General features: G+C 74.9%; 28 protein-coding genes. 12 read left to right on the forward strand and 16 right to left on the reverse strand.

Annotated elements, in window-relative coordinates; all coding sequences use genetic code 11:
- Positions 1-176 precede the first annotated feature (176 nt).
- Positions 177-1,124 (forward strand): LysR family transcriptional regulator, encoded by a 948-nt coding sequence (locus H505_RS42735; RefSeq protein ID WP_051300846.1) that lies wholly within the window; start codon positions 177-179, stop codon positions 1,122-1,124.
- Entirely contained in the window at positions 1,121-1,513 is a 393-nt protein-coding gene (locus tag H505_RS0118440) for a cytidine deaminase family protein (protein ID WP_199747756.1), read from the forward strand. The genes H505_RS42735 and H505_RS0118440 overlap by 4 nt, the downstream gene beginning before the upstream one ends.
- 15 nt (positions 1,514-1,528) lie before the next feature.
- Here the strand turns inward: H505_RS0118440 and H505_RS0118445 are convergent, their stop codons facing one another.
- The 3 genes from H505_RS0118445 to H505_RS0118455 form a co-directional block, all read right to left on the reverse strand.
- Positions 1,529-2,422 carry a hypothetical protein gene (locus tag H505_RS0118445; RefSeq protein WP_026403171.1) on the reverse strand — a complete coding sequence of 298 codons (894 nt, stop codon included), beginning with the start codon at positions 2,420-2,422 and terminating at the stop codon, positions 1,529-1,531.
- On the reverse strand, positions 2,419-2,982 hold the full coding sequence (locus tag H505_RS0118450) for an RNA polymerase sigma factor (protein ID WP_026403172.1): 564 nt from the start codon (positions 2,980-2,982) through the stop codon (positions 2,419-2,421). Before H505_RS0118450 ends, H505_RS0118445 begins: the two co-directional genes overlap by 4 nt.
- Before the next feature lie 112 nt (positions 2,983-3,094).
- The gene (locus tag H505_RS0118455) at positions 3,095-3,703 is read right to left on the reverse strand and encodes a TetR/AcrR family transcriptional regulator (protein WP_051300847.1); all 609 of its coding nucleotides are present in this window, start codon (positions 3,701-3,703) and stop codon (positions 3,095-3,097) included.
- Positions 3,704-3,799: 96 nt separating this feature from the next.
- Here H505_RS0118455 and H505_RS0118460 point away from each other — a divergent pair, with 96 nt between their 5' ends.
- Both H505_RS0118460 and H505_RS0118465 read left to right on the forward strand, forming a co-directional pair.
- Positions 3,800-4,432, forward strand: a complete 633-nt coding sequence (locus tag H505_RS0118460; RefSeq protein WP_026403174.1) for an NAD(P)H-dependent oxidoreductase — start codon at positions 3,800-3,802, stop codon at positions 4,430-4,432.
- 147 nt (positions 4,433-4,579) lie between these two features.
- Positions 4,580-5,416 (forward strand): phosphoribosylaminoimidazolesuccinocarboxamide synthase, encoded by an 837-nt coding sequence (locus H505_RS0118465; RefSeq protein WP_026403175.1) that lies wholly within the window; start codon positions 4,580-4,582, stop codon positions 5,414-5,416.
- Here H505_RS0118465 and H505_RS0118470 read toward each other — a convergent pair.
- The 3 genes from H505_RS0118470 to H505_RS0118480 form a co-directional block, all read right to left on the reverse strand.
- Positions 5,413-6,261 carry a hypothetical protein gene (locus tag H505_RS0118470; protein WP_026403176.1) on the reverse strand — a complete coding sequence of 283 codons (849 nt, stop codon included), beginning with the start codon at positions 6,259-6,261 and terminating at the stop codon, positions 5,413-5,415. The genes H505_RS0118465 and H505_RS0118470 overlap by 4 nt on opposite strands.
- Positions 6,262-6,376: 115 nt before the next feature.
- Positions 6,377-7,210, reverse strand: coding sequence for a hypothetical protein (locus tag H505_RS0118475; RefSeq protein ID WP_026403177.1), 834 nt, complete (start codon positions 7,208-7,210; stop codon positions 6,377-6,379).
- A gap of 132 nt (positions 7,211-7,342) precedes the next feature.
- Complete coding sequence (locus H505_RS0118480) at positions 7,343-7,861, reverse strand: MarR family winged helix-turn-helix transcriptional regulator (protein WP_026403178.1); 519 nt, start codon at positions 7,859-7,861, stop codon at positions 7,343-7,345.
- A 134-nt stretch (positions 7,862-7,995) separates the two neighbouring features.
- Here H505_RS0118480 and H505_RS0118485 point away from each other — a divergent pair, with 134 nt between their 5' ends.
- Positions 7,996-8,922, forward strand: coding sequence for an NADP-dependent oxidoreductase (locus tag H505_RS0118485; RefSeq protein ID WP_026403179.1), 927 nt, complete (start codon positions 7,996-7,998; stop codon positions 8,920-8,922).
- 48 nt (positions 8,923-8,970) lie between these two features.
- On the opposite strand, the gene H505_RS0118490 is transcribed toward H505_RS0118485, so the two are convergent.
- Positions 8,971-10,065 (reverse strand): epoxide hydrolase family protein, encoded by a 1,095-nt coding sequence (locus tag H505_RS0118490; protein ID WP_026403180.1) that lies wholly within the window; start codon positions 10,063-10,065, stop codon positions 8,971-8,973.
- Positions 10,066-10,146: 81 nt separating this feature from the next.
- On the opposite strand from H505_RS0118490, the gene H505_RS0118495 reads away from it, so the two are divergent.
- The gene (locus tag H505_RS0118495; RefSeq protein WP_026403181.1) at positions 10,147-11,106 is read left to right on the forward strand and encodes a helix-turn-helix transcriptional regulator; all 960 of its coding nucleotides are present in this window, start codon (positions 10,147-10,149) and stop codon (positions 11,104-11,106) included.
- A 39-nt stretch (positions 11,107-11,145) separates the two neighbouring features.
- On the opposite strand, the gene H505_RS0118500 is transcribed toward H505_RS0118495, so the two are convergent.
- The 4 genes from H505_RS0118500 to H505_RS0118520 all read right to left on the reverse strand — a co-directional run bounded on the left by H505_RS0118500 (position 11,146) and on the right by H505_RS0118520 (position 14,602).
- Positions 11,146-12,393, reverse strand: coding sequence for a glycosyl hydrolase family 18 protein (locus tag H505_RS0118500; RefSeq protein WP_026403182.1), 1,248 nt, complete (start codon positions 12,391-12,393; stop codon positions 11,146-11,148).
- Positions 12,394-12,535: 142 nt separating this feature from the next.
- The gene (locus H505_RS42740) at positions 12,536-12,901 is read right to left on the reverse strand and encodes a MerR family transcriptional regulator (RefSeq protein ID WP_051300848.1); all 366 of its coding nucleotides are present in this window, start codon (positions 12,899-12,901) and stop codon (positions 12,536-12,538) included.
- Positions 12,888-14,105: an MFS transporter gene (locus H505_RS42745; RefSeq protein ID WP_051300849.1), complete on the reverse strand. Its 1,218-nt coding sequence runs from the start codon at positions 14,103-14,105 to the stop codon at positions 12,888-12,890. The genes H505_RS42740 and H505_RS42745 overlap by 14 nt, the downstream gene beginning before the upstream one ends.
- A 98-nt stretch (positions 14,106-14,203) precedes the next feature.
- Entirely contained in the window at positions 14,204-14,602 is a 399-nt protein-coding gene (locus H505_RS0118520) for a YybH family protein (RefSeq protein ID WP_026403184.1), read from the reverse strand.
- A 51-nt stretch (positions 14,603-14,653) separates the two neighbouring features.
- Here H505_RS0118520 and H505_RS0118525 point away from each other — a divergent pair, with 51 nt between their 5' ends.
- Both H505_RS0118525 and H505_RS0118530 read left to right on the forward strand, forming a co-directional pair.
- The gene (locus H505_RS0118525; RefSeq protein ID WP_026403185.1) at positions 14,654-15,016 is read left to right on the forward strand and encodes a winged helix-turn-helix transcriptional regulator; all 363 of its coding nucleotides are present in this window, start codon (positions 14,654-14,656) and stop codon (positions 15,014-15,016) included.
- 45 nt (positions 15,017-15,061) lie between these two features.
- Positions 15,062-15,526 (forward strand): MarR family winged helix-turn-helix transcriptional regulator, encoded by a 465-nt coding sequence (locus H505_RS0118530; protein ID WP_211238503.1) that lies wholly within the window; start codon positions 15,062-15,064, stop codon positions 15,524-15,526.
- Between the two features lie 111 nt (positions 15,527-15,637).
- On the opposite strand, the gene H505_RS0118535 is transcribed toward H505_RS0118530, so the two are convergent.
- Complete coding sequence (locus H505_RS0118535) at positions 15,638-16,648, reverse strand: nitronate monooxygenase (protein ID WP_026403187.1); 1,011 nt, start codon at positions 16,646-16,648, stop codon at positions 15,638-15,640.
- A 79-nt stretch (positions 16,649-16,727) separates the two neighbouring features.
- Here H505_RS0118535 and H505_RS42750 point away from each other — a divergent pair, with 79 nt between their 5' ends.
- The gene (locus H505_RS42750) at positions 16,728-17,636 is read left to right on the forward strand and encodes a 2-hydroxyacid dehydrogenase (protein ID WP_051300850.1); all 909 of its coding nucleotides are present in this window, start codon (positions 16,728-16,730) and stop codon (positions 17,634-17,636) included.
- A gap of 132 nt (positions 17,637-17,768) precedes the next feature.
- Here the strand turns inward: H505_RS42750 and H505_RS52430 are convergent, their stop codons facing one another.
- The 3 genes from H505_RS52430 to H505_RS0118555 all read right to left on the reverse strand — a co-directional run bounded on the left by H505_RS52430 (position 17,769) and on the right by H505_RS0118555 (position 22,067).
- Positions 17,769-18,875: an NAD(P)-dependent alcohol dehydrogenase gene (locus H505_RS52430; protein ID WP_026403188.1), complete on the reverse strand. Its 1,107-nt coding sequence runs from the start codon at positions 18,873-18,875 to the stop codon at positions 17,769-17,771.
- A gap of 26 nt (positions 18,876-18,901) precedes the next feature.
- Positions 18,902-20,149, reverse strand: a complete 1,248-nt coding sequence (locus H505_RS0118550) for a cytochrome P450 (protein WP_026403189.1) — start codon at positions 20,147-20,149, stop codon at positions 18,902-18,904.
- Positions 20,150-20,312: 163 nt separating this feature from the next.
- Positions 20,313-22,067 carry an acyl-CoA dehydrogenase family protein gene (locus tag H505_RS0118555; RefSeq protein ID WP_026403190.1) on the reverse strand — a complete coding sequence of 585 codons (1,755 nt, stop codon included), beginning with the start codon at positions 22,065-22,067 and terminating at the stop codon, positions 20,313-20,315.
- 77 nt (positions 22,068-22,144) lie between these two features.
- Here H505_RS0118555 and H505_RS0118560 point away from each other — a divergent pair, with 77 nt between their 5' ends.
- A complete protein-coding gene (locus tag H505_RS0118560; RefSeq protein ID WP_211238504.1) occupies positions 22,145-22,867 on the forward strand; it encodes a PaaX family transcriptional regulator C-terminal domain-containing protein in 723 nt (240 codons plus the stop codon).
- A gap of 48 nt (positions 22,868-22,915) precedes the next feature.
- Complete coding sequence (locus H505_RS0118565) at positions 22,916-23,563, forward strand: nitroreductase family protein (RefSeq protein WP_026403192.1); 648 nt, start codon at positions 22,916-22,918, stop codon at positions 23,561-23,563.
- 15 nt (positions 23,564-23,578) lie between these two features.
- On the opposite strand, the gene H505_RS0118570 is transcribed toward H505_RS0118565, so the two are convergent.
- Positions 23,579-24,304 (reverse strand): AraC family transcriptional regulator, encoded by a 726-nt coding sequence (locus H505_RS0118570; RefSeq protein WP_026403193.1) that lies wholly within the window; start codon positions 24,302-24,304, stop codon positions 23,579-23,581.
- A 55-nt stretch (positions 24,305-24,359) separates the two neighbouring features.
- Here H505_RS0118570 and H505_RS42755 point away from each other — a divergent pair, with 55 nt between their 5' ends.
- A complete protein-coding gene (locus tag H505_RS42755) occupies positions 24,360-25,532 on the forward strand; it encodes an MFS transporter (protein ID WP_034518588.1) in 1,173 nt (390 codons plus the stop codon).
- The last annotated feature ends 19 nt before the right edge of the window (positions 25,533-25,551 follow it).

Here is a 25,551-nt window from a genome sequence, read left to right on the forward strand (position 1 = left end):
TCGGTCGCGATCCTCCTCGCGCTGGGAGCGCCCGAGCGGGCACGCGATCCATTGACCACGGTCGGCCAGTCTGCCGCGCGGTGGCGGCGAAGCCAATGGATCATTGATCGACGTCAGAGGCGGATTGATCGGGCCTTTCAGATCAATCGGGCGGGGCCGTTGGTACAGTGCCGCGGATGGTGACCGGGGGGAGGCCGTCGGCGGGCCTGCAGAACGCGCCGGGCGCGCATCAGCTCCAGTTGTTCCTGGTGCTGGCGGAGGAGCTGCACTTCCGGCGGTCGGCGCAGCGCGTGTTCATGTCGCAGTCGGCGTTCTCCCAGCAGATCAGCGCCCTGGAGCGGCGGCTCGGGCTCGACCTGGTGGAGCGGACGACGCGGCGGGTGGCGCTCACGCCCGCGGGGGCCGCGCTGGTCCCGTACGCCCGTGCCGTCGTGGACGCGACGGCCGAACTGCAAGCGGCGGTCGCGGCGCTGGACCGTCCGCCGGAGCGGCTGGTCGTCGGCGCGTTCGAGGCGATCACGGCTGTCGAGCCGGTGCCTACGATGATGAACGAGCTGCGGGCCCGGCACCCCCAGGTCGAGGTCGAGTTCGTCCGGACCGGGTTCGCGGACACCGTCCGGACGCTCCTGGACGGCGAGGTGGACGCGGCGCTCCTGGCGCTGCCCGTCCCCGAGGGGATCCAGACGCTGCCGCTGGCGAGCGGCCCGCGGTGCGCGGTCATGGCCGAGGCCGATCCCCTCGCCGGCAAGGGGCCGCTGACCGTGGCCGACCTGGCGGACCGCCCGTTCATCGGCTTCTCCCCCGACATCCCGAAGGCGTTCCGCGACTTCTGGTCGGTCGACCCGCGTCCGGACGGCTCGCCGATCCGGTACACGTCCCACGAGGTCGCCGACTACGAGTCGGCGCTGTCGGCCATCGCGCTGGGCGAGGGGATCGAGTTCGTCCCCGAGGTGGCCCGGTACCTGTATCCGCGTCCGGGCGTCGCGTACGTCGAGGTCACGGACCTGGAGCCGTGGACGATCGCGCTCGCGTGGCGTCCCGAGGACCGGGACGCGCCGGGCGTCGCCGCGTTCCGCCGCGCCGCCCGCACCGCGCTGGAGGACCGAGCATCATGGGGCGGGTGAACGACGTCGATCACGAGCTGGTGCGGGCGGCCGGGGAGGTGGCGGCGGCCCATGAGCGGGACGACGACCACACGGTGGCGGCGGCCGCGCGGGCCGGGGACGGCCGGATCGTCACCGGGATGAACGTGTACCACTTCACCGGCGGGCCGTGCGCGGAGCTGGTCGTGATCGGCGCGGCGGCCGGGCAGGGCGTCCGGGACCTGCGGACGATCGTCGCCGTGGGCGACGGCGGGCGCGGGGTGCTGCCGCCGTGCGGCCGGTGCCGGCAGGTGCTGCTCGACTACTTCCCGGCGATCGGCGTGATCGTCGGCGCCCCGGGCGCGCTGCGGACGGTGCCGATCCGCGACCTGCTGCCCGAAAGCTACGTCCACGCCGACCACCAGGGCTGACGGCCCGCTCCCGGTTCAGTCGGACGGGACGGGTAGGGGCCCGGGGTCGCCCTTGGCCGGGGCGACCAGGAGGCCGACCGAGTTCGAACTGCGCATCCACGCTCCGGTGACGCGGCGGTCGGCGGCGGGGCGCCACAGCTGCGGCGGCTCCCACATGGAGCCGGAGCCGTCGAGGTTGAACGCGCCGATGGTGAAGGCGGCGCCGAGTCCGCGGCGGCGCAGCTCCGCGAGGGCCTCCCCGACGGTCCGGCCGGTGAGGCCGAGGCTCGCGGGACGGTCGCCCGCGGCCGGGTAGGCGTCCGTGTACACCTCGCCGGGGCGGGCCGCGCGGCCGATGAGGATGTCGGCCCCGTGCCGGCGGTACAGCTCGCCGCCGAGCCCGACCTTCAGCGCGCAGACGTCCTGGCCGGGCGTGCACTCCAGCTCGGTGCTGTGGGTGCCCGTCACGCCGCCCGGCGGCGGCTCGCCCACGGGCTCCGCGCGCAGGGCCCGCACCTGGACGAAGTCGCGTTGGCGGCGCGGCGACACGGGGACGACGCGCAGCCGGACGTCGAGGCCGAACCGGGCGAACGCCTCGCGGAACTCGCGCTGGTCGGCGTGGGCGTCCTTGACCCGCACCTCGAACATCTCGCCCTCGACGTCGATCGCGACCGCGGCGTTGGCGTAGCTGCGCAGCGGCTCGGACTCCCAGCCGGTCAGGCCGGCGACGAGCGCGGCCGCGACCGCGGTGACGGTGACGGCGCCGGCCGCGAGCCGGAGGGCGAGGCGGCGCCGCCGGGGCGGCGCGGGCTCGCCGGACAGGACGGCGGCCAGCAGTTCGCGGCCCGCGGGTCCGGTCGGCTCGCCGGTGACCTCGTCGTCGCGCACCGGGGCCAGGCCCGCCACGAGTTCGTCGATCCGGGACGTCATGTCAGTTCACTCCTCGAAGAACGGGCCGGGCGGGCGGCGGCGCGGGGCCGGGCGGCGGCCGACGGGTCGTCGACGCCGGCGGCGCGCAGGGCGCGGGCGAACCGCCCGCGGGCGCGGTGCAGGCGGATGCCCACCGCGTTGCGGGAGCACCCCAGCACCGTGGCGATCTCCGCGTGGGACAGGCCCTCCCAGGCGACGAGCGCGAGCAGTTCGCGGTCGCGGTCCGGCAGCGCGCGGAACACGTCGGCGACGGCCGGGCCGTCGCCGCCGGGCGCGGGGCGCGGCGTCCCGGCCGCCAGCTCCGCGCGCAGCGCCGCGGCCTTGATCGTGTTGCGGCGCGCGCCGCGCCGCTGGTTCGCCAGGACGCGGTGCGCGACCCCGTACAGCCACAGGCGGGCCTGGTCGCCCGCGGGCATCTCGGCGGCGCGCCGCCAGGCGATGGCGAACGTCTCGGCGACGACGTCGGCGGCGTCCTCGGGGGAGTCGCAGCGGCGCAGGGCGTAGCCGAGCAGGGGTCGGTAGGTGGCGGCGTAGACCGCCGTGAACTCGTCCTCACCCATCGGTGGTCTTCGGCATGTCGGCTCCTCGGTCGGGATCACCCGTACATGTCCGGACCTCCGCCGATCTTTCACGGCGGCGGACGGGACGGGCGGTCGCCGGCGCCGGCGCCGGTCAGCCGACGATGCGGCGGATCAGCGCCTCCCAGCCGTCGCAGAGCAGGCGCCCGGCGTCCGGTTCCAGGGGCGTGAGGTGCTCGGACGCCGACAGGGTCAGCAGCAGCGGCCCTTCGAGCGCGGCGGTGAGCTGCACCGCGACGCCGTCCATGGCGGGCATCCGCACCCCGGCCTGGTCGAGCAGGACGCGGAGGTGGAGCCGGGTGCCGTCCGCGGCGACGGCGACCGGGCGGTCGCGGTCGTGGGCGGCGCGGGCGATGTCCAGGTGGTCGAGGAGGAAGGCGACGCGGGCGCGGCCGTAGGCGACGAGGCGGTCGACCGGGTCGGCGCCGGGGCCGAGCGGCGGCGGGCCCGCCAGGACGCGTTCCTGGAAGCGCCGCTCGTCCGCGTCCATCAGCGCCCGGAAGATGCCCGCGCGGGAGCCGAAGCGGCGGAAGACGGTGCCCTTGCCCAGGCAGGCGCGCTCGGCGAGGCCGTCCATGGTCACTTTCGCCACGCCGTGCTCCGCGATCATCTCGCGGGCCGTCGCCAGCAGGTGCTCGCGGTTGCGGGCCGCGTCGGCGCGTTCGCCGCGCGGCTTCCCGAAGGGGACGACGGACGGGGCCACGCGAACAATCTACCGCCGGGAATGAAAGCGGGGTAAAGTCCGCTTAGTGTCCGAGAGGCCGCGGCGCAGCGCCGCGTCCCGCTATCGAGGAGTGCCATGAACCTGTTCCGCCTGGACGCCAGCATCACCCCGGGGGCGTCCGCGTCCGCCGAACTCGCCGACATCGCCGAGGCCGAGTGGACCGCCGCGCACCCGGACGCCGCGGTGACCCGCCGCCACCTCGGCACCGACGCGCTGCCCGCCGACGCCTGGACGCTCGCCGTCACCGCCGGATTCGTGCCCGAGCAGGAGCGCACCCCCGCCCAGCTCGAAGCCCTCGCGCTGGGCGCGTCCCTGGCGGCGGAACTGCGCGACGCGGACGCCGCGATCATCGCCGTCCCGCTGTACAACTACGGCGTTTCCCAGCACTTCAAGACCTGGGTGGACCTTGTGATCGCGGGCTGCTCCCCCACCGAGCCGCTGCTCGAGAACACCCCCACCGCGCTGGTCACCACGCTCGGCGGCGGCTACGGCCCCGGCGCCCCGCGCGAGGGCTGGGACCACTCCACCCCCTACCTGGAGCGCGTCCTCGGCGACATCTGGCAGGCCGACCTCACGGTGATCAAGCGGGAGCTGACCCTCGCCGCCACCACCCCCGGCATGGAGGAGCTGCGCGGCATCGCGCGGGAGCACCACGCCGCCGCCGTCGCCGGCGCCCGCGGCTTCGGCGCCCGCGCGCTCGCCGCCTGACGTCCCGCGCGCGGGACGAACCGCGCCGTTCGTCCCGCGCGCGACCGGGGTAAACTTCGCGGGCGCCTGGAGGTGGCCGGACGCTCCTCAGCGGACGCCGACGCCCGGCGGGCGCCCGCACACCGCACCGCGAGCTGAGGAGCGTCGATGGAACTCGTCCACTCGGGCAAGGTCAGGGACGTCTACGCCGACGGGGACGAACTGATCCTCGTCGCGTCCGACCGGGTCAGCGTGTACGACGTGGTGCTGCCGACGACCGTCCCCGACAAGGGCAAGATCCTCACGCAGCTGTCGCTGTGGTGGTTCGAGCAGCTCGGCGACATCATCCCGAACCACGTCGTGTCCGCGACGGACGTGCCGGACGAGTGGGAGGGCCGGGCGATCCGGTGCCGCCGGCTGTCGATGCTGCCCGTCGAGTGGATCGCCCGCGGCTACCTCACCGGCCTCGGGCTGAAGCAGTACGAGAAGGACGGCGCGGTGTCCGGCATCGCGCTGCCGGACGGCCTCGTCGAGGCGTCGAAGCTCCCCGAGCCGATCTTCACCCCGACGACGAAGGCCGTCGAGGGGCACGACGAGTTCATCACGTTCGACGACGTCGTCGCGGAGATCGGCGCCGACACCGCCGAACGGCTCCGCGACGTCACGCTCGCCGTCTACCGGCGCGGCGCCGAACTGGCGCGGGAGCGCGGCATCATCATCGCCGACACCAAGCTCGAGTTCGGCCGCGCCGCCGACGGGACGCTCGTCCTCGGCGACGAGGTCCTCACGCCCGACTCGTCCCGCTTCTGGCCCGCCGACTCCTACGAGCCGGGACGCGCGCAGCACTCCCTCGACAAGCAGTTCGTCCGCGACTGGAGCAGCACCCTCGACTGGGACCGCACCCCGCCCGGCCCCGAGATCCCGCAGGACGTCGTCGACGCCACCCGCGCCCGCTACATCGACGTCTACGAACGCCTCACCGGCCGCTCCTGGACGTCGTCCTAGCCGAGGAGCCGTCCCGCCCGGATCCGCTCGACCGCCTCCCGGCCCCCGAGTTCGGGCCGGTCGGCGGGGTGGTCGAGGTAGTGGCGGAGGGCGAGGAGCAGCAGGGCCGGATCGGCCCCGAACCGCCCGGCGTGGACGGTCGTCTCCGCGTCCCGGACGCCGAAGTACCGGTACTTCGCCCACGGCCACCACCGGACGCGCAGGTGGGACGCGTCCAGGACCGTCAGGGCGATGAGCTTGTGCTCCTTGCCGCCCTCGCCGGACCGCTCGTAGGGGACGACGCCGTCGATCTCCCGCCACGGCAGGCGCAGGGCCGTCCGGTGCATGCCGCTGCGGACGACCACCGCCTCGGGCGTGAGGAGGACGCCGCGGAACCCGAGCACCCCGACCAGGCAGCGCGGGCTCCAGGCGAGCAGCACGGCGCCGATCAGCAGCAGGATCGGGTCGCCGGCGACGGCGGGATCGGCCGTCCCGGACAGCGCGGCCGAGCCCGCTCCGAAGGCGGCGAGCATCAATGGCAGGGCGATCTGGTACGACCACCGCACGGGGAACACGACCCCCCGGTACCGTTCGCCGCCCGCCCTGCGGGTGGCGAGGGACACCGGCCCGCGGCGACGGCCGACCCCGAGCACCGCGGGGACGAGCAGCAGGCCCGCCCCGATGAGCGCGAAGGCGGCGCCCATCACCGGCTCGCCGTCCGGCACCCCCGCGACGCAGCCGAAGGCGACGAGCACCCCGCCGACGCTCGCGAAGCCCGCGAGCCTCGCCCGTCCGTGGCCGGGGCGCATCGACCACTCCGGCGGCCAGGGCAGACCGGACGGGCTGAGCCGTTCGCCTTCGCTCATGCGGGCGGCCTCTCGACGGGCCGGGCACCCGGGCGCACCGGCGAACGGGCAGGGTCCACTTCCCGGCGCACGGTCGGGTGATCTTGCGGCGCCGCACCGTCCGCACCTGGACGCCCTAACCGGGGAACCGGCCCGCGCGGATCCGCTCGACCGCCTCCCGGGTGCCGAGTTCGCGCCGGTCGCCGGGGTGGTGGAGGTAGTGGCGGAGGGCGAGCAGCAGCAGAGCCGGGTCGACGCCGAACCGCCCCGCGTGGACCTCCACCCGGCCTTCCCCGAACGCCGCCCGCAGCCGGTCCCGGCGGTCGGTGCCGAAGACGTCCAGGTCGACGGGCACCAGGGCGAAGGCCGGGCCGCCCTGCGCCTCGTACACGATGACGTCCAGGACGTCCTCCCAGGCCAGCCGCTCGGAACGCCCGAACAGCGCGGTCCGGACGACGACGAGCCCCGGCGCCAGCACGACGCCCCGGAACCCGGTTCTGGCGGCGGCCGCGACGATGCCCGCGACGACGAGCACGGTTCCGATCGCCAGCATGACCGGGTCCGCGCCGACCGCCGGGTCCGGGGAGAGGAACATCCCGAGCGCGCCCGCCCCGAAGAGCACGGCGGCCGTCGCCGTGGCCGGACGGACCTCGCGCCGGACGGGGAAGGCCGCACCGGAGACCCGCTCGTCGCCGTCCTCCAGGACCGCGACGAAGACCGCCGACCGGTCAGTTCCGACCCGCACCACGAACGAAACGAGCAGCACCCCGACGCCGAGAGGCACGAACGCCCACGCCATATGGGCGTCCTCGGGTGCCGTTGGCCACGCCGCGAACAGGCCCGCGAAGACGAGCAGCACGACCCCGACCGCGGCGAAGACCGCGCTGCGCGTCCGTCCGTGCCTGCGGATCCCGGACCACTCCCGCGGCCAGGGCAGACCGGTCGGGCTGAGCCGTTCGCGTTCGCGCATGCCTGCGGCCTCTCGACGGGCCGGGCGCGGGGGCGCACCGGCCGACGGGTGTCGATGTGCCGACCAGACTTCCCGGCGCGCCAGTCGGGTGATCGTACGGCGTGACGGCGCCGTCGTGCACGTTCTGTCCGGTTACGGTCGTCCGTCGGCGGGGCGTTTGCGGGGGGCGGCGGAGCGGGGCGGGCGGGCGCGCATGTGGTCGCGGACGCGGGTCATGATGTCGCCGAGCCGGTGCAGGTCGTCGCGGGTGAGCGGGTCGAACAGCAGGCCGCGGACGCCCTCGATGTGGCCCGGCATCACGCGGTCGACGAGGGCGCGGCCGTCCGCGGTGATGGTGACGAGCGTGGCGCGCTCGTCGTCGGGGCTGGGGCCGCGGGCGACGAGTCCGGCCTTCTCCAGCAGGCCCGCCTGGTAGGTGAGGCCGCTGCGGCTGTAGACGACGCCGTCCGCGAGGTCGGTCATGGACAGGCCGCCGTCGGCGGCGGCGAGGCGGGCCAAGAGCTGGAACTGCACGTAGCTGAGGTCGCCCTCGGCGCGGAGCTGCCGCTGGACCTGGTGCTGGAGCAGGCTGACGGCCTCCATGAGCGCGAAGTAGGTCCCAAGCTCCTGCGGGTCGAGCGGCTGGACGGGGCCGGGATCGGGGTCGGTCACCCCTCCACCGTATCGCTGCGAATTCGAAGCAATGTGACCGGCGTCACACCCGGACGCGGGATTGCTTCGGATTCGAAGCACGTTGGACGCCGGTACATGCTTCGAATCCGAAGCAGTTGAGCGAAGGAGAGACCATGAAGGCAGTGCGTTACCACTCCCACGGCGGCAGCGACGTCCTGGCGGTCGAGGACGTCGAGCGGCCGGCGGCGGGCGCGGGGCAGGTCGTGGTGCGGGTCGCCGGGACCGCTTTCAACCCGCTGGACGTCCCGGTCCGCATGGGGATCATGGGCGAGGTGTTCCCGGTCGCGCTCCCGCACATCCCGAACTTCGACGTGTCGGGCGTCGTCGCCGAGGTCGGGGACGGCGCCGGCGGCTGGGCGGTCGGGGACGCGGTGGTGGCGTTCCTGCCGGTGACCGCGCCGGGCGCGGCGGCCGAGTACGTCGCCGTCCCCGCGGACGTCCTGGCCGCGGCGCCGCGCACGGTCGAGACGGCCGACGCGGCGGCGCTGCCGTCGTCGGGGCTGACCGCCTGGCAGGCGCTGTTCGAGCACGCCGGGCTGGAGGCGGGACGGTCGGTCCTGGTCAACGGCGCGGGCGGGGCGGTCGGCGGGTACGTCGTCCAGCTCGCGGTACGGGCGGGCGCGCGCGTCACCGCGACCGCGAGCGCGCGCAGCGAGGCCCGTGTGCGCGCGCACGGCGCGGAACGCGTCATCGACTACACCGCCACGCCCCTCCCCGACGCGGTGGACGGCGAACGGTTCGACGTGGTGCTGAACCTCGTGCGGAACGAGCCCGAGGACGTCGCGCGGCTCCTGGATCTGGTCGCCGACGGCGGGATCTTCGTCAGCACCACCACCCCCGCGCCCGACGGGACCGGCGTCCGGACGGCGCAGGTGTTCGCGCGCAGCGACGCCGCGCAGCTCGCCGGGCTCGTCGCGCGGGTCGACGCGGGCGAGCTGACGATCGACGTCGGCGAGCGGCGCCCGCTGGCCGACCTCGCGGCCGTCCACGACGCGGCCGTCGCGGGGCGGCTGCCGGGGAAGGTCGTGCTGGTGCCGTGAGCGGGGCGGCCCCGTTCCCGGCGGGAACGGGGCCGGTCCGGGCGGTGGTCAGCGGACGAGCGCGAAGAACTTCCGCAGGTCGGCGGCCACGGCGTCCGGGCGCTCCATCGCGATGAAGTGGTGGCCGCCCGGGTTGCCCTCCGGCCAGTGGACGATCGTGTTGGTGCGCTCGGCGAGCCGGCGGATGCTGGGCGGGTCGCCGCTGTAGACGCCGGTCGGGACGAGGTTTTGCCCCTCGGGCCACCCCGACTCGGACGTTCCGTAGAACGGCCACGCGGCCGTCCCGAACGACCGCGTGAACCAGTACAGGCTGACGTTGGCGAGGATCAGGTCGCGGTCGAGCGCCTTGTCGGCCGGGACGTCCGTGACGTTGAAGTCCTCGAACTTCTGCATCATCCAGGCCAGCGCCGCCGCCGGGGAGTCGTCCCACCCGTACGCGAACGTCTGCGGCGCGGCACGCTGGATCGCGTGGTGGTCGACGCCGCCGGTCGACCACTGCTGCATCATCTCGTAGTGGGCGCGCTCGTCGGGCGTCATGTCCGGGACGTCCTTCTCGGTGGGGAAGCCGAGGCCGGCGATGACGTACACGCCGGCGACGTGCTCCGGCGCGGCCTTCGCGACCTCCGGCGCGACGTAGGCGCCGAGGTCGCCGCCCTCCACCCCGTACCGGTCGTAGCCGAGGCGGCGCATCAGCTCCGCCCACATGCGGCCGACGCGCGCCACGCCGAAGCCGGTGTCGCGGGGCGCCGCCGAGAACCCGTAGCCCGGGACGGACGGGACGACGACGTGGAAGTCCGGCAGGTGCCCGATCAGGTCGACGAACTCGACGAACGAGTTCGGCCAGCCGTGCGTCAGCAGCAGCGGCAGGGCGTCCGGATCGGCCGACCGGACGTGCAGGAAGTGCACGTCGTGCCCGTCGATCTCGGTCATGAACTGCGGGAACCCGTTGAAGCGGGCCTCCTGGGCGCGCCAGTCGAACCCGGTGCGCCAGTACTCGGCCAGCTCCTCCAGGTAGGCGACCGGGACGCCGCGGCTCCCCCCCTCGCCCGGGAGCTGCCGGGGCCACCGGGTGCGCGCGAGCCGCTCGTTCAGGTCGTCCAGGTCGGCCTGCGGGACGTCGATGCGGAACGGCCGAACGGTCATGTGTCCTCCTCGGTGCTGATGGCCCAAGGTAGAGTCGGTTTAGGTCAACTCCTGGCCTCAACCCCACGGATGCCGGAGACCATGACGGACACCCCCGGGCGGCTCCTCACCCTGCTGTCGCTGCTCCAGACGCCGCGCGAATGGCCCGGCGGCGAACTCGCCGACCGGCTCGGCGTCAGCCCCCGCACGGTCCGCCGCGACATCGACCGGCTCCGCGGCCTCGGCTACCCCATCGAGGGCACCACCGGCCCCGACGGCGGGTACCGGCTCGTCGCCGGGACCGCCATGCCGCCGCTGCTGCTCGACGACGAGGAGTCCGTCGCGATCGCCGTCAGCCTGCGCACCGCCGCCTCGAACGCGGTGGACGGCATCGGCGACGCGTCCGTCCGGGCCCTCGCCAAGCTGGAGCAGGTGCTCCCCGCGCGGCTGCGGCGGCGGGTCGCCGTGCTGAACGCCGCGACCGTCGCGATGCCGCACCCCGGCGGCGGGTCCCGCGTCGACCCTGACGTCCTCGCCGCCGCCGCGGCCGCCATCGCCAACCGGGAGGCGCTGCGGTTCGCGTACGTGAAGGCCGACGGCGCCGCAGGCCGCCGGAAGGCCGAACCGTACCGGCTGGTCGCCGCGGGCCGCCGCTGGTACCTGCTCGCCCGCGACACCGAGCGCGACGACTGGCGGATCTTCCGCGCCGACCGGATCCGGGACCCCCGCCCCACCGGGCAGCGGTTCGCGCCCCGCGAGATCCCCGGCGGGGACGCCGTCGCGTTCGTCACCGACCGGATGTACGCGCTCGCGCCCGTCCACACCGCGACGGTCACCCTGCGGGCCCCCGCGGAGGAGGTCCGGGTCGGGCTCGGCGCCGACCCCGCCGACGTCACCCCCCTCGACGAGCGGACCTGCCGCCTCGACACCTACGCCGACACCCTGCCGTGGCTCGCCGCCCGGCTGCTCATGCTCGGCTGCGACTTCACCGTCCACGGCCCGCCCGAACTCGTCGAGCACCTGCGCGAACTGGGCGGCCGCGCCACCCGCGCCGCCGGATGACGAGCCGGGGTGCGGGCCCGCACCCCGGCCCGTCCCGCGTCAGCGTCCCTGCAGGGAGCGGACGTTGTCGCCGAACGTCCAGCCCTTCGACCCGTCCCAGTTCAGCGACCAGGTCATCAGGCCCTTCAGCCGCCCGCCGTAGTGGTTCCACGCCTGCGCGACCAGGCCCGGCGGCAGGTGCCCGCCGCCCGCGCCGGGCTGCGCGGGCAGCCCCGGCACCTGCCGGTCGTACGGCACCCGGATCGTCGTGCCCTGGACGACCAGCCCGGCGTCCAGGCAGTCGGTCTGCTTCACGAACCCCTCGACCGTCCCGGCGGAGTACGAGTCACCGGAACACCCGTACATGGAGCCGTTGTAGTACTGCATGTTCAGCCACCACAACCGGCCGTTGTCGGCGTACTTCTTGACGATCGGCAGGTACGCGCCCCAGATCGACCCGTAGGTGACGCTGCCGCCGGTCACGTACGCGGTCTCCGGCGCCATCGTCAGCCCGAAGCCCGCCGGCATCCGCGCGAGCACCCCGTCGATGATGTGCACCAGGTTCGCCTGCGACGCCGACAGGGTGCCGATGTCGCCGCTCCCCGTCAGCCCCGTCTCGATGTCGATGTCGATCCCGTCGAAGTTGTACCGCCGCAGGATCGGCACGATCGTCTCGACGAACCGGTCGGCGACGGCCCGCGACGACAGGTCGATGCCCGCCGCCGCCCCGCCGATCGACATCAGCAGCGTGAGCCCCGCCTCCTTCGCGGCGCACATCTCCGCGGGCGTCGCGACCCTGACCGTCGCGTCCATCCCGTCCTCCCACAGGACGGTGCCGTCCGAGCGGATCACCGGGAACGCCATGTTCACCACGTTGTACCCGTGCCGCCCGATCTCCGGGTCGGTGATCGGCGTCCAGCCGAACGGCGGATGCACGCCGTTGGCCGCGCCGTCCCAGTTCTCCCAGTACCCCTGGAGCACCTTCCCGGACGGCTTGCCCGCCAGGGCGCAGTCGTCCTCCTCACCGGTCGGCGGCGTCCCCTCGCAGGCGCCGATGTCGCGCCACAGGGTCGGTGTGGACGCCGGACTCCAACCGGCGCCCGGGTACGCGGTGTGCGACGAGACGGCCTCGTACCCGCGCCCCTCAAAGGACACCTTGGTACCGGCCGTGTACGCATTGCCTTCGGCCCACGCGGGATACGTGCACGCGGTCAAGGGCGCGGCGGACGCGCGGAGCGGGAACGCCACCACGGCCAGTGCGAGGACGAGCGCGGCGAGCACGGGCCACGGACATGTTCGGGACTTCATCGGGCTCCTCGGCAGACGGGAATACTGAGGAGCCGGCACAGAGCCACGCGGTCCCGCGTGCGGGACCCTCCCAGGCGCAAGGCGCACTGCCGGCCGGGACGCCACCGCCACGGTAACCCGCCGCGCCCGCCCCGGAAAGGCCCTACCTGTCCGCCATGTGCTCGGCGATCCGGTCGGTCTCCGCCGCCAGCCGGTCCCGCACCTCCGTCAGCGCCCGGATCCGCTCGTTCAGCGCCCCCAGCCGCTCGGAGTAGATCCGCAGCAGATCGACGCACTCCCCCGACGGCGGCTCGCCACGCCCCAGGCAGCCGACGAACATCGCGACGTCGTCCGTGTTCAACCCGAGCCGCAGCAGCCGCGCGATCTCGCGCACCAGCCCGACGCTCTCCGGCCCGTACACCCGGTACCCGTTGTGGTCCCGGTCCGCATGCACGAGCCCCTGCTCCTCGTAGTACCGCACCGCCCGGGTCGACACCCCCGCGCACCGCGCCACCTCACCGATCCGCATCTCGCCTCCCCACGAGCGCCGCGGCGAACAGAACCAGCGACAGCCCCGCGCATCCCGCCGCCGCGACCGGCACCGCCGCCGCGCCGCCCGCGCCCAGCGCCAGCCCGCCGACGCCGCCGGCGAGCGAGAACCCGAGGTACATGCAGGCATTGTTCACCGCGAGCAGCTCCCCCGCCGCGTCCGGCCCGCCCCGATCGAGCAGCCACGCCTGCGTCGCGGGCGCGATCCCCCACGTCACGAGCCCGTAGAACACGAACACGGCCCCCACGACGACCGCCGGATACGGGCCGCCCGCAGCGCCGAGCACGGCCATCGACGCCGGCGCGGCCGCCACCCCGGCCATGAACACCACGAGCGCCTTCGGCGCGCCCAGCGCGTCCACGGCCCGCCCGCCGAGGAACGCCCCCGCGACCCCCGCCACGCCCGCCGCGGTGATCACCGGCGCCACCGCCGCGCCCCGCACGTCCCCCAGCCGTCCGGCGATCTCGGTGATGTACACGTACGACATCATCCCGCCCGCGCCCGCCGGGACCATCGCGGCGAGCGCGACCGCCGTCCCCGGCCGCCGCAGCGCCCGCAGCCGTCCCCGCGCCGGCGCCGCACCGGGCAGCCCCGGCAGCGTCACCGCCAGCACCACCCCCGCGACGGCCGCGAGCGCGGCGACGTACAGCATCGTCGCCCGCCACCCCAGCGCGTCCCCGATCCACGTCCCGACCGGGACGCCCGCCACCAGCGACGTCGTCATCCCGGCGCTCACCGCGGCGAGGAACCGCCCCCGCCGCCCTTCGGGCGCGGCCGCCGCCGCGACCGCGAACGCCGCCGGCGACGCCGTCGCCGCCGCCAGCCCCGCGACGACCCGCGCGACCAGCACCGCCCCGTACCCCGGCGCCGCCGCCGCACCCAGGTTCGCGAGGACGAACACCGCCGCCGCCCCCGCCAGCAGCCCCCGCCGCGGCACCCGCGCCGTCACCGCCGCCGCGACCGGCGCCCCCAGCGCGAACGTCAGCGCGAACACCGTCACGAGCTGCCCGCTCGCGGCCACCGACACGTCCAGGTCGCGCGCGATGTCCGGCAGCACCCCGGCGATGACCATGTCGTCCGTGCCGAACGAGAAGGCGAGGAGGAACAGGGCGAACAACCACAGCGGGAACGACCGCGACGACTCCTCCGCAACCGCCGCGTCCCGCGTCTTCTGCGCATGCATGCCCGGACGCTAAAACCTTCACGCCCACGTCAAGGTCAACCCGCCCCTCCCCCGATCGCCGGCTTGGCGGCGGTCCGGCGGAGCCGTTCGTCCACGTGTCACTTCTCATCGCCGGGCCCTTCGAACTCCTCGATGCCGAAGGGGTTGTCGATCGCGTACCGCCAGTATCCGTCCTCGCCGCGCCGGACGACGTCGGTCGCGGTGCCGCGGATGTCGACGGGGTCGCCGTCCGGGCCGGTGCCCTGGATCGTCCAGTCGACGATGAGGAGCGCGAGGTCGCCGTGGGGGTAGACGTGCCGGGGGCTGACGGTGATCGGCGCGCCGAGGCTCTGGAGGCGGGCGTTCGCGGCGTGGGCGGCCGCGCCGGTGAGGGGGGTGCCGAGGACGAGCATGCCGCCGTCCTCGTAGACCTCGGCGAGGGCGGCGGGGTCGCCGGAGTTGAAGCGGTCGGCGAAGACGGCGGGGACGTCCTCGGGGCGTTTGGCGAGCGGTCGCATCCTGGGATCCTTCCGGTGAGGCGAGTGGTCGAGAACGTAGGAGGCGCGCCCGTGGCTCACCAAACGGTTATCCGGCCGGGGCTGCCGGACGATCCGCGCGCGGCGGTCGCGGCGCCGGCGGAGGACTGCCCGGTGGAGATCGCGCTGGCGGCGCTGCGGGGGCGGTGGACGACGCTGGTGGTGCGGGAGCTGCTGAAGGGCGACCGGGGGTACGGCGAGCTGCGGGAGCTGCTGCCCGCGCTGTCGGACAAGGTGCTGTCGGACCGGCTGGCGCACCTCGTGGCGGTGGGCGCGGCGGAGCGGCACCGGCTGCCGGGCCGTCCGGTCCGGACGCGGTACGCGCTGACGCCGCGCGGGCGGGAGCTCGGTCCCGTCTTGCAGGCCCTCTGGGACTGGGGTTCCCGGCACGGTTAGTTCGCTGCACGAACTGACATTCTCTTGCATCGGTACACTGACCGCGTGCTGAGAGATGACGACGGGCGGATCGGGATCGCGGCCGCGCTCGTGCGGTCCGCGTTCCTGGTGAACGCCGTGTACGGCGAGTCGGCCCGGGAGCACGGCCTCACCGCACAGCAGGGGCGACTGCTGTGCGTGCTGATGGGGCGGCCGTACGGCATGGGCGAGCTGGGCTCGATGCTGGGGCTGGCGAAGTCGAGCCTGACCGGCCTGGTCGACCGCACCGAGCGCAACGGGCTGGTCCGCCGCGAGCCGGACGAGCGGGACACCCGGGCGGTGCGGGTCGCGCTCACCCCGAAGGGCGAGCGGCTGGCGCGCACCTTCTACGGCGCGACCTCCAGGCGGATGGCGGACCTGGTGCGGGGCATGGACGGCGCCGAGCGCGACTCGCTCGCCGGCCTGCTCGGCCGCGTCGTCCTCGACAACGAAGTCCCGGTCGTCTTCCTCGAACCGGGCAACGACGTCTGAAGTTCGCTCCACGAACCAACACTGTTCGTGGCACGAACTAGATGCGGGGGTCGAGGAAGGGATCGCCCGCGTCTCTCCGGGATGTCGCCTTCGAGTTCGGCGGACGCCGGGTCAGCCCGCCAGGGACCGGACGACGTCGGCCGCCGGGGCGTCCGTCGCGTGCCGCCAGGACGTGCCCGCCCACAGGTTCGCGACGTCCGGGTCGCCCGCGGCGACGGCGGCCTTCCGCAGCGGCGAGGTGACGTGGTGGACGTCCGGGTACGCGGCGGGCGCGGCGGCGTCGTGCTCGGTGAGGAAGCGGTTGACGAGGCCGCGGGCGGGGCGCCCGCTGAACGCGCGGGTGACGGCGGTCGCGGTGAAGCGGGGATCGGCGAGCGCGGCCTTGTGCACGGGGTTCGCGCCGCTCTCGGGGCACCGGACGAACGCGGTGCCGAGCTGCGCGGCGACCGCCCCGAGCCCGCGGAGTTCGGCGACGTCCGCGCGGGTGGCGAGGCCCCCGGCGGCGATCAGCGGACGGTCGGTGCGGGCCCGCACGGCGGCGAGCAGCGCGCGGACCGGTAGGCCCTCGTCGAGGGTGTTCGCGAAGGACGCCCGATGCCCGCCGGCCTCGGAGCCCTGCAGGCAGAGGGCGTCCGCACCCGAGCCGTGCAACGCCTGCATGGCCTCGTCCACGGTCGTGACGGTGACGACGACGGTGACGCCGCGTCCCTGCAAGGCGCGGACGACGTCGGCCGCGGGGGTGCCGAAGGTGAAGCTCACGAACGCGGGCGGGTCGTCGAGCAGTTCGGCGATCTTCGCGTCGTGGTCGTCGTCGCGCGCGGCGGGGTCCGGGGTCCCGGGGGCGACGCCGAGCCGTGCGGCCTCCGGGGCGAGCCGCGCCCGGTACGCCTCGACGGCCGCGGGATCGGCGTCGTCGTGCGACGGCATGAACAGGTTCGTCCCGAAGGGGCGGGACGTCAGCTCGCGGGTGCGAGCGATGTCGGCGCGCATGGCCGCGGCACTCTTGTATCCGGCGGCGAGGAAGCCGAGGCCGCCGGCCTCGGAGACGGCGGCGGCGAGTTCGGGCGTGGACGGCCCGCCCGCCATGGGCGCCTGGACGATCGGCAGTTCGGGCCAGGTCATGATGGTGAACCTACCCGGGGAACAACGGCCCGGACCGGCGGGTTCACGTTCCACGAATCGATGATCAGGAAGGCCGGGCATGCGGGTTCTGCTGCACTACGACATGGACCGTTCGGAGCCGGGGCTGGACGTGGTGAGCTGCCCCGAGGAGGACGAGGCCCGGTTCGCGGAGCTGCTGCCGGACGCCGAGGTGATCTGGCACGTGCTGCGCCCGCTGACCGCGGCGGACCTGGACCGGGCGCCGAAGCTGCGGCTGATCCAGAAGCTCGGCACCGGGGTGAACACGATCGACCTGGACGCGGCGGCGGAGCGCGGCGTCGCGGTCGCGAACATGCCGGGGCGGAACGCGCAGGCGGTGGCGGAGACGACGCTGCTGCTGATGCTGTCGGTGCTGCGCCGCGTCGTGGAGTTCGACGCGCGCACCCGGCGGGGCGCGGGCTGGCCCGCCGGCCGGGCGCTGGTCGGCGGCGAGCTGAAGGGCCGGACGGTCGGGCTGCTCGGCGGCGGCGAGATCGCGGGGCTGCTGCGGGGGATGCTGGAGGCGATCGGCGCGCGCGTCCTCTACACGTCGCGGCGGCCGCGCCCGGACGACCCCGCGTGGCGCGACCTCGACGGGCTGCTGCGGGCGAGCGACGTCCTGTCGGTGCACGTCCCGCTGACGGAGGAGACGCACCACCTGCTGGACGCGCGGCGCCTCGCGCTCCTCCCGGACGGCGCGGTGGTGGTGAACACGGCGCGCGGCGCGGTGGTCGACGAGGCGGCGCTCGTCCGGGAGCTGGCGTCGGGGCGGCTCGGCGGCGCGGGCCTGGACGTGTTCGAGTCCGAGCCGGTCGACCCGGCGAACCCGCTGCTGAAGCTGGCGAACACGGTGGTCCTGCCGCACGTCGCGTGGCTGACGCACGAGACGTGGGACCGGTACTTCGAGGTCGCGGTGGAGAACTGCCGCCGCCTCGAACGCGGCGACGAGCTCCTCCACCGCGTCCGCTAGCTGTTCTGTCCCGTGAGGTTGGGGACGCGGCTGGCGGGTGGGAGGCGCCGTCGACGAAGGCCGTTGCCCGCGCCCGCGATCACGGGGTGCTCTTGATGATCAGTTCGTCGATCCCGGGCGGCCGCCGGGAGGTCAGCCCTCCGGGAGGAGGACGGGCTTGACGACCTTGCCCGCGTGGGCGTCCGCCTCCGCCTCGTTGATCGCGGAGAGCGGGTAGGTGGCGATCAGCCGGTCGAACGGGAACCGGCCCTGCCGCCACAGCTCGATCATCCTCGGGATGAAGGTGTGCGGGACGGCGTCGCCCTCGATGATGCCCTTGACCGTGCGGCCCATGAGCAGGAGGTTCGCGTCGAGGCGGTACTCGGTCGCGCCGACGCCGACGAGGCCGCAGACGCCGTTCGCCCGCAGCGACGCGACGGCGGCGGAGACGACGTCCGGGACCGCGGTGGTGTCGAGCGCGTACCGGACGCCGCCGCCGGTGAGCCCGCGGATCTGGCCGGGGAGGTCGTCGTCGGCGCCGTTCAGCGTGTGCGTCGCGCCCAGCTCGCGCGCCAGGTCCAGCCGCGATGCGTGGAGGTCGACGGCGATGACCGTCGCGGCCCCCGCGAGCCGCGCGGCCATCACGGCGGCGAGCCCGACCGCGCCCGCGCCGAACACCGCGAACGTGTCGCCCGCGCCGACCCCGAGCGCGACCAGCACCGACGCCGCGCCCGTCTGGACGCCGCAGCCGAGCGGGCCGAGCTTCGCGAGCGCGTCCGGCGGCAGGTCCCGGGTGACGGGCACGACGTTGCGGGCGGTCCCGAGCGCGTGCGTCGCGAACGACGACTGGCCGAACCACCGGTTGTGGACGGCCGCGCCGGACGCGTCGGTGAGCCGGGCGACGCCGTCGAGCGGGGCGGCGAGCATGTTGTGCGCGACCATCTGCGGGCAGAAGCCGGGGTGGCCGTCGCGGCAGTCGGCGCAGGTCCCGCAGGAGTCGAACGACATGACCACGTGGTCGCCCTCGGTGACGCCCGCGACGCCCGGACCGACCGCCTCGACGACGCCGGCGCCCTCGTGGCCGAGCACGACCGGCTTCGCGACGAGGTCGCCCGGTATCCGGCCCATCTGGTCGGTGTGGCACATGCCGGTGCCGGCGATCCGGACGAGGATCTCGCCGGGTCCGGGGTCGGCGAGGTCCAGGCGCTCGATCGCGAAGGGCGCGTCGGCGGCCCGCAGGACGGCGGCGTCGATCTGCATGCGTGCTCCTCGGGGGCGGAGAGGGGTCAGGCCAGCTTGTAGCGGATCGGCAGGTGCTTGAGGCCGCCGACGAACGTGGTCGCGATCCCCTCCGGTTCGCCCGCGAGCTCGATGGAGCGCAGCCGCGGCAGCAGCTCCTCGAAGAACGCGCGGACCTCGATGCGGGCGAGGGCGGCGCCCAGGCAGTAGTGGACGCCGAAGCCGAACGCCAGGTGCTTGTTCGGGTCGCGGCCGACGTCGAACCGGAACGGGTCGTCGAAGACCTCCTCGTCCCGGTTCGCGGACGGGTACGCCAGCAGCAGCGAGTCGCCCTCGCGGATCGCGGTGCCGCGCAGCTCGTAGTCCCGGACGGCCGTGCGCATGAACTCCTTGACCGGGGTGGTCCAGCGGATCATCTCGTCGACGGCGAGCGGCATCAGCCCGGGGTCGGCGCGGAGCCGGGCGAGCTGGTCGGGGTGCTCGACGAGCGCGTGCAGGCCGCCCGCGATGGTGGCGCTGGTGGTGTCGTGCCCGGCGGTCGCGATGATGACGTAGTAGGACGCGGTGTCGAAGTCGTTGAGCGGCTCGCCGTCGACGCGGGCGTTCGCGATGGCGGACGCGAGGTCGTCGGTCGGGTGCGCGCGGCGGGCCTCGGTGAGCTCCTGGAAGTACGCGAAGAACTCGAAGACGACCTGCATCTTCTCTTCGTTGCTCTGGCCCCGCTGCCGCTCCTCGTCGTCGCCGCCGAAGAGCTCCTGGGTGAGCGTCAGCATCCGGTCGAAGTCGCTTTCGGGGAGGCCGAGCAGCGACAGGATGACGTACAGCGGGAAGTGGACGCTCACCTCCTGCGCGAAGTCGATCTCGCCGCCGGCGTCCGCCATCCGGTCGACGTACCGCTTCGCCAGCTCCCGGACGCGCGGCTCCATCGCCCGCATGGCGCGGGGCCGGAACCAGTCGGCGCCGATCGCCCGGACGACCCGGTGGTCGGGGTCGTCCATGTGGATGAGGGTGCGCAGCCCGATGCCCTGCTCGGCCCGCTGCCGGTTGATCTCGTCGAGCTCGGCCGTCGCGAGCAGCGGGCGCGGCGCGTTGAGGAACAGGTCGTGGGCCCGCTCGATCTCCATGACGTCGGCGTGCCGGGTGACAGCCCAGAAGGGGCGGTAGCCGGGCGCCTCGACCCGGTGGACGGGCGACTCGCGGCGCAGCAGCGCGCACGCCTCGTGCAGCCGCCGGTCGTCGGCGTACGCCTTCGGGTCGGCGAGCGCGAGGCCCGCCTGCTCCACGGTCAGGGTCATGCGGAAGACTCCCTTGTGCCGACGGCCGCCCTCCAAGGGAACCTAAGACCCGAACCGGATTCGGTCAACGTCTTCCGGACGTAGAGCGCTCGGACATCGGAGGTGTCACCGCCGGGGACGGCCCGCGCGCCGCTCGAACCGCCCCCGTGCGTCCCCCCGTGCGTCACTCCTCCGCGAAGGCACCGCCGACGAGTTCGTCGAACCGGTCGAGGTCCTCCGCCGGGCCGCCGATGCCGCGCAACGGGTCCGGATCCGCCAGGTGCGCCCGCGCGTAGAGGCGCGCGACGAGGGCCTTGCGGTCCGTGCCCGCGTCCTCGCGCTCCCACCCGGCCTGCTCCAGGAGCAGCGCCGCCGCGTACACGTCGGCCATGTACTGCGCCAGCGGGTAGAGCCGCGCCTCCGCGACGCTCTTGTCCAGCCCGCGCCACGCCTCGACGGCCTCCCGGAGGCGCCCGATGCGGTCCCGGACGAGCGCGGCCGTGGCGTCGTCCCCCGCGGGCGCCCGCCCGGCGGCCTCCTCCAGCCGGGCGAGGAACGGCTCGTGCGCGCCGTCCCGCTCGATCCCGCGCCGCACGTCCAGGCACAGGATGTTGTCGCCGCCCTCCCAGATCGGGTTGACCTGCGCGTCCCGCAGGATCCGCGCCACCGGCCACTGCTCGATGTACCCGTTGCCGCCGTGCGCCTCGACCGCGTCGCTCGCCGCCGTCACGCCCAGCCGCGCCGCCCGCAGCTTCACCAGCGCCGGGCCGAGCCGCAGCGGCGTCAGGTACCCGTCGAACACGAGCGCCTGCGCGGCCTCCGTCTCGACGACCAGCTCCGCGAGCTTGCGCCGCATCAGCGGGTGCTGCGCCAGCGGCGCGCCGAACGCCTCCCGCGCCCGCGCGTAGCAGAGCGCCTCGACGAGCGAGCGCCGCGCGCAGCCGAGCCCCATCGTCGCGATGCCGAGCCGGGCGCCGTTCGTCAGCTCCATCATCCGGGCGAGGCCCCGCCCGTCGCCGCCCGCCCCCGCCGACGACCCCGGGGCCAGCAGGAACGCCTCCGCGCCGGTGAACTCGATCTCCGCCGACGCCACCGAGCGGGTGCCCAGCTTGTCCTTGAGCCGCCGGATCCGCACGCCGTTGCGCGTCCCGTCCCGGCGCTCCCGCAGGACGAGGAACGGCGCGATCCCCCGCACCCCGTCGTCCGCGCCGGCCGGTTTGGCGAGCACCACGAACGCCGAGCCGTTCGCGTTCGACGCGAACCACTTGAACCCGTCGAGCCGCCACGCGTCCCCGTCGCGGACGGCCGTCGACTCCAGCGCCCCGAGGTCCGAGCCGCCCGACCGCTCCGTCAGCATCTGCGCGGCCTCGCCGGAGAACGCCCCGGCGGCGAACAGCTCCCGGACCCGCGCCTTCACGTCGTCCGGCGCGAACGCCTCGGTGAGCCCGACGACCATGTCGCCGCCCGTCCCGAGCGCGCACGCCATCCCGATGTCGGCCTGGTCGAGCAGGTAGCTCCACGCGACGCCGAGCGCCACCGGGTTCGCCCCCGCCGCCTTCGCCTCCCGGACGAACCCGGGGCGGGTGAACGACGTCGCGACGATCTCCCGGCGGGCCGCCTCGAACGACGGCGGCATGACGACCTCGCTGACGTCGCGCCCCCACCGGTCGTACTTCTCGAGCCGCGGCGGGTTGCGGTCGGTCTCCTCCGCCAGCTCGGCGATCCGGCCGCCCATCAGCGCGCCCAGCTCCCGCAGCCGCGGCTCGGCCCAGCCGAACCCGTCCCCGAGGTGGCGCCGCATGAGGAACCGCAGCGTCGGATCGCAGTCGTACCAGTTGCGGCCCACCGCGCCCCGGTACCGCTCGGTCGCGTACCGGCGGGCCTTCTCCGCGGAACCGAACGGGAGCCGGTCGGCCGGCTCGATCAGGTAGCTGCCCATGCCCCGGACGTTACACTTTTACTTCACATGACGGAAGACCTGTAATGCGGCGGATGCCGATAAAGTCACTGGCAACCATGGAGATCCGGGCCCTCACCGCACGGTCGGTGGTCCTGAGCACCCTGCTGGGCGTCCACCCGCCCCGCCTGCCGGTCCGCCACCTCGTCCGCGTCGGCGCCCTGTTCGGCATCGCCGACGGGGCGATCCGCGTCGCGCTCTCGCGCATGGTCGCCGCCGGCGACCTCGTCCGCTCCGGCGACCGCTACTGCCTCACCGAGCGCCTCCTCGCCCGGCAGGCCCGCCAGGACGAGGCCCGCTCCCCCCGCACCCGCCCGTGGGACGGCGCCTGGGAGATCGCCGTCATCACCGCCGAGCGCCGCCCCGTCGCCGAACGCACCGCCCTCCGCCAGGCCATGTCGAACGTGCGGCTCGCCGAACTCCGCGAAGGCGTCTGGATGCGGCCCGCGAACCTCCTGCGCGCGCGCCCGGACATCGCCGTCCGGCAGTGCACCTTCATCGAAGGCCGCCCCGAAGGCGACCCCGCCGCGCTCGCCGCGTCCCTCTGGGACCTGGACGGCTGGGCCGCGCCCGCCCGCGACCTCCAGGCCGCGTTCGCCGCCGCCGACGGCATCGTCGACCGGTTCACGCTCGCCGCCGCCGTCGTCCGGCACCTCATGGACGACCCGATCCTCCCCGCCGCGCTGCTCCCCGCCGACTGGCCCGGCCCCGACCTGCGCGCCCAGTACGAGCGCTTCCGCACCGATTTCGCGCGCCTGCTCAGCGACGAGGTCCTCACCTGACGGACGTCCGCCCGGAATCGTCCGGGGCCCGTGGGGCAGCATGGACGCATGACGACTCTCCCGCTGAGCCCGGACGAGCTGCTCACCACCACCCGGGCCGTCCGCAAGCGCCTCGACCTCGCCCGTCCCGTCCCCATGGACCTGATCCGCGAGTGCCTCGAGATCGCGGTGCAGGCCCCGACCGGCAGCAACGCGCAGAACTGGCACTGGATCGTCGTCACCGACCCCGACAAGCGCCGCGCCATCGGCGAGTACTACCGCCGCGCCTTCGCCGCCTACGCCGAGTCCCGCGCGTTCGCGGGCGCCCTCCACCAGGACGACTCCGAGCGCGCCGACGTCCAGCGCCGCGTCGGCGACAGCGCCTCCTACCTGGCCGAGCACATCGACGAGGTGCCCGTCCACGTCATCCCCTGCCTGGACGTCCCCGGCGAACTCCCCGCCGCCAACCAGGCCGGCCTGTGGGCGTCCCTCCACCCGGCCGTCTGGAACTTCGCGCTCGCCGCCCGCGCCCGCGGCCTCGGCACCTCCTGGACGTCCCTGCACCTCGCCTTCGAGCGCGAGGTCGCCGAACTCCTCGGCCTCCCCGCGACCATCCGGCAGGGCGCCCTGATCCCCACCGCCTACTACACCGGCGACACCTTCAAGCCCGCCCGCCGCGCCCCCCTCGACACCGTCCTGCACCACGACGCCTGGTGACGGGGGCGGCGGAGGTCAGCCGGGGGCGCCGAACCGGCCCGGGGTGGTGCCGAACGCCTGGCGGAACGCCTGGATGAACGCGCTCGGGCCGGCGTAGCCGCACGCGGCGGCCACGGCGGTGACCGGGGTGCCGGACGCCAGCAGGATCAGCGCGCGGTGCAGCCGCACCTGCGTCCGCCACTGCGGGAACGTCATCCCCGTCTGCTCGCGGAACAGCCTGCTCAGCGTGCGTTCGGACGCTCCGACGGCGCGGCCGAACCCGGCGAGGGTGCGCGGGTCGGCGGGGTCGGCGTCCAGGGCGTCCGCGATGGCCCGCAGCCGGTCGTCGGCCGGGACCGGCAGGTGCAGCGGCAGCTCCCCGACCGCCCGGACCTCGTCGAGGGCCACCCGCCGCAGGCGCTCGCGGCGGCGGGCGTCCCGCCCGTCCCCGGTCAGCGCGACGATCACCTCGCGCAGCAGCGGGGAGACCGCCAGGACCACCGGCCCGGCGAACCCGGCGCCCGGCTCGCCGGCCTCGAAGTTCACCGTGCGGAGCTGCGTCGGGCCGTGCGCCCGGTGCGCGTGCGCGATCCCGGCGGGCAGCCACACGGCCCGGTGCGGCGGGACGATCCAGGTGCCCGCGTCCGTCGCCACTTCGAGGACGCCGTGGCTCGGGTAGGCGATCTGGTGGTGCGGGTGCTCGTGCCTGGGGACGCGCTCGCGGTGCGCCAGCCGCAGGAAAGGTTGGCGGGTCAGCGACATTGCTCGGCAGAATACCGCTAGCCCGCAACGTCGTGCGGTCACGATGCTGGACGGCGTGGCGACGATCACCAGGACCGAACCGGTCGTGCGGCGCATGGCGACGTGGGCCGCCGCCCACGCCGTCGACGACTTCTACCAGGGGCTCGTGCCCGCGGCCGTCCCGTACTTCGTCCTCGAACGGGGCTACGGGTACGCGGCGGCGGGCGGGCTGACGCTCGCGGCGACGCTGGGCGGCGCGCTGCCGCAGCCGCTGATCGGCCTCGCCGTCGACCGGTTCCGGCTGCCCCGGCTCGCCGCGGGCGGCGTGCTGCTCGCCGGGGCCGGGTGCGCGCTCGCCGGGCTCGCGGGGCCCTACCCGCTCGTCCTGGCGCTGCTCCTGCTGTCGGGCCTCGGGACGGCGATGTTCCACCCGGCCGCCGGGAAGGCCGCCCGGGACGCCGCAGGGGACAGCGTCACGGCCATGAGCGTCTTCGCGGCGGGCGGCACCGTCGGGTTCTTCCTCGCGCCCGTCCTGGCGGTGCCCGTCCTCGCCGCGTGGGGCCTCGGCGGGACGGTCGCGTTCCTCCCGCCCGCGGTGCTCGCGGCGTTCGTGCTGGTGCGGAACGCGCGGCGGGCGGCCGGCGGGCGGGGCGCGGCGCCCGGCGGACGCGACAGGTGGGGGCCGTTCGCGACCCTCACCGCCATCACGGTCGTCCGGTCGGCGCTGTTCTCGGCCGTCGCGACGTTCATCGGCCTGTACTGGATCGACCGCCTGGACGCCCCGCCCGCGCTCGCCGGCGCGGCCCTCGCGTGCTTCCTCGGCGGCGGCGTCGCGGGGACGATCGCGGGCGGGCGCCTCGCCGACCGGGTGGGGCCCGTCCGGACGATCCAGGTCGGCGCGGCGCTCGCGGTGCCGATGCTCGCGGGCCTGCGGCTCGCCCCCGGCCCGTACGCCCCGCTGGTGTTCGCGGTCCTGACCGGTCTGGCGGTGAACGTGCCGTTCGCCGTCCTCGTCCGGCTCGGCCAGGACTACCTCCCCGGCCGCCCCGGCACCGCGGCGGGCATGACGCTCGGCCTCGGGGTCAGCGTCGGCGGCCTCGCGACCCCCCTGTTCGGCCTGCTCGCGGACGCGCACGGCACCCCGCTCGTGTTCGCGCTGCTGTGCGCCGTCCCCCTCGCCGCCCTCGCCCCCGCCCTCCTCCTGCCCACCGGGCCCGAGCCCCCTTCGCCTCGGCGACCTTCCGCGTGACCTGCGGATATGTCACGAT

The organism is Actinomadura rifamycini DSM 43936 (genome assembly GCF_000425065.1).
In the GTDB taxonomy this organism is placed as follows: Bacteria; Actinomycetota; Actinomycetes; order Streptosporangiales; family Streptosporangiaceae; genus Spirillospora; species Spirillospora rifamycini.

Excerpts from the sequence above, each read along its gene's own strand:
- H505_RS42735 (WP_051300846.1), top strand. The coding sequence starts at position 177 with ATGGTGACCGGGGGGAGGCCGTCGGCGGGCCTGCAGAACGCGCCGGGC.
- H505_RS0118445 (WP_026403171.1), bottom strand. The coding sequence starts at position 2,422 with ATGACGTCCCGGATCGACGAACTCGTGGCGGGCCTGGCCCCGGTGCGC.
- H505_RS0118450 (WP_026403172.1), bottom strand. The coding sequence starts at position 2,982 with ATGGGTGAGGACGAGTTCACGGCGGTCTACGCCGCCACCTACCGACCC.
- H505_RS0118460 (WP_026403174.1), top strand. The coding sequence starts at position 3,800 with ATGAACCTGTTCCGCCTGGACGCCAGCATCACCCCGGGGGCGTCCGCG.
- H505_RS0118465 (WP_026403175.1), top strand. The coding sequence starts at position 4,580 with ATGGAACTCGTCCACTCGGGCAAGGTCAGGGACGTCTACGCCGACGGG.
- H505_RS0118470 (WP_026403176.1), bottom strand. The coding sequence starts at position 6,261 with ATGAGCGAAGGCGAACGGCTCAGCCCGTCCGGTCTGCCCTGGCCGCCG.
- H505_RS0118475 (WP_026403177.1), bottom strand. The coding sequence starts at position 7,210 with ATGCGCGAACGCGAACGGCTCAGCCCGACCGGTCTGCCCTGGCCGCGG.
- H505_RS0118485 (WP_026403179.1), top strand. The coding sequence starts at position 7,996 with ATGAAGGCAGTGCGTTACCACTCCCACGGCGGCAGCGACGTCCTGGCG.
- H505_RS0118490 (WP_026403180.1), bottom strand. The coding sequence starts at position 10,065 with ATGACCGTTCGGCCGTTCCGCATCGACGTCCCGCAGGCCGACCTGGAC.
- H505_RS0118495 (WP_026403181.1), top strand. The coding sequence starts at position 10,147 with ATGACGGACACCCCCGGGCGGCTCCTCACCCTGCTGTCGCTGCTCCAG.
- H505_RS0118500 (WP_026403182.1), bottom strand. The coding sequence starts at position 12,393 with ATGAAGTCCCGAACATGTCCGTGGCCCGTGCTCGCCGCGCTCGTCCTC.
- H505_RS42740 (WP_051300848.1), bottom strand. The coding sequence starts at position 12,901 with ATGCGGATCGGTGAGGTGGCGCGGTGCGCGGGGGTGTCGACCCGGGCG.
- H505_RS42745 (WP_051300849.1), bottom strand. The coding sequence starts at position 14,105 with ATGCATGCGCAGAAGACGCGGGACGCGGCGGTTGCGGAGGAGTCGTCG.
- H505_RS0118520 (WP_026403184.1), bottom strand. The coding sequence starts at position 14,602 with ATGCGACCGCTCGCCAAACGCCCCGAGGACGTCCCCGCCGTCTTCGCC.
- H505_RS0118535 (WP_026403187.1), bottom strand. The coding sequence starts at position 16,648 with ATGACCTGGCCCGAACTGCCGATCGTCCAGGCGCCCATGGCGGGCGGG.
- H505_RS42750 (WP_051300850.1), top strand. The coding sequence starts at position 16,728 with ATGCGGGTTCTGCTGCACTACGACATGGACCGTTCGGAGCCGGGGCTG.
- H505_RS52430 (WP_026403188.1), bottom strand. The coding sequence starts at position 18,875 with ATGCAGATCGACGCCGCCGTCCTGCGGGCCGCCGACGCGCCCTTCGCG.
- H505_RS0118550 (WP_026403189.1), bottom strand. The coding sequence starts at position 20,149 with ATGACCCTGACCGTGGAGCAGGCGGGCCTCGCGCTCGCCGACCCGAAG.
- H505_RS0118555 (WP_026403190.1), bottom strand. The coding sequence starts at position 22,067 with ATGGGCAGCTACCTGATCGAGCCGGCCGACCGGCTCCCGTTCGGTTCC.
- H505_RS0118560 (WP_211238504.1), top strand. The coding sequence starts at position 22,145 with ATGGAGATCCGGGCCCTCACCGCACGGTCGGTGGTCCTGAGCACCCTG.
- H505_RS0118565 (WP_026403192.1), top strand. The coding sequence starts at position 22,916 with ATGACGACTCTCCCGCTGAGCCCGGACGAGCTGCTCACCACCACCCGG.
- H505_RS0118570 (WP_026403193.1), bottom strand. The coding sequence starts at position 24,304 with ATGTCGCTGACCCGCCAACCTTTCCTGCGGCTGGCGCACCGCGAGCGC.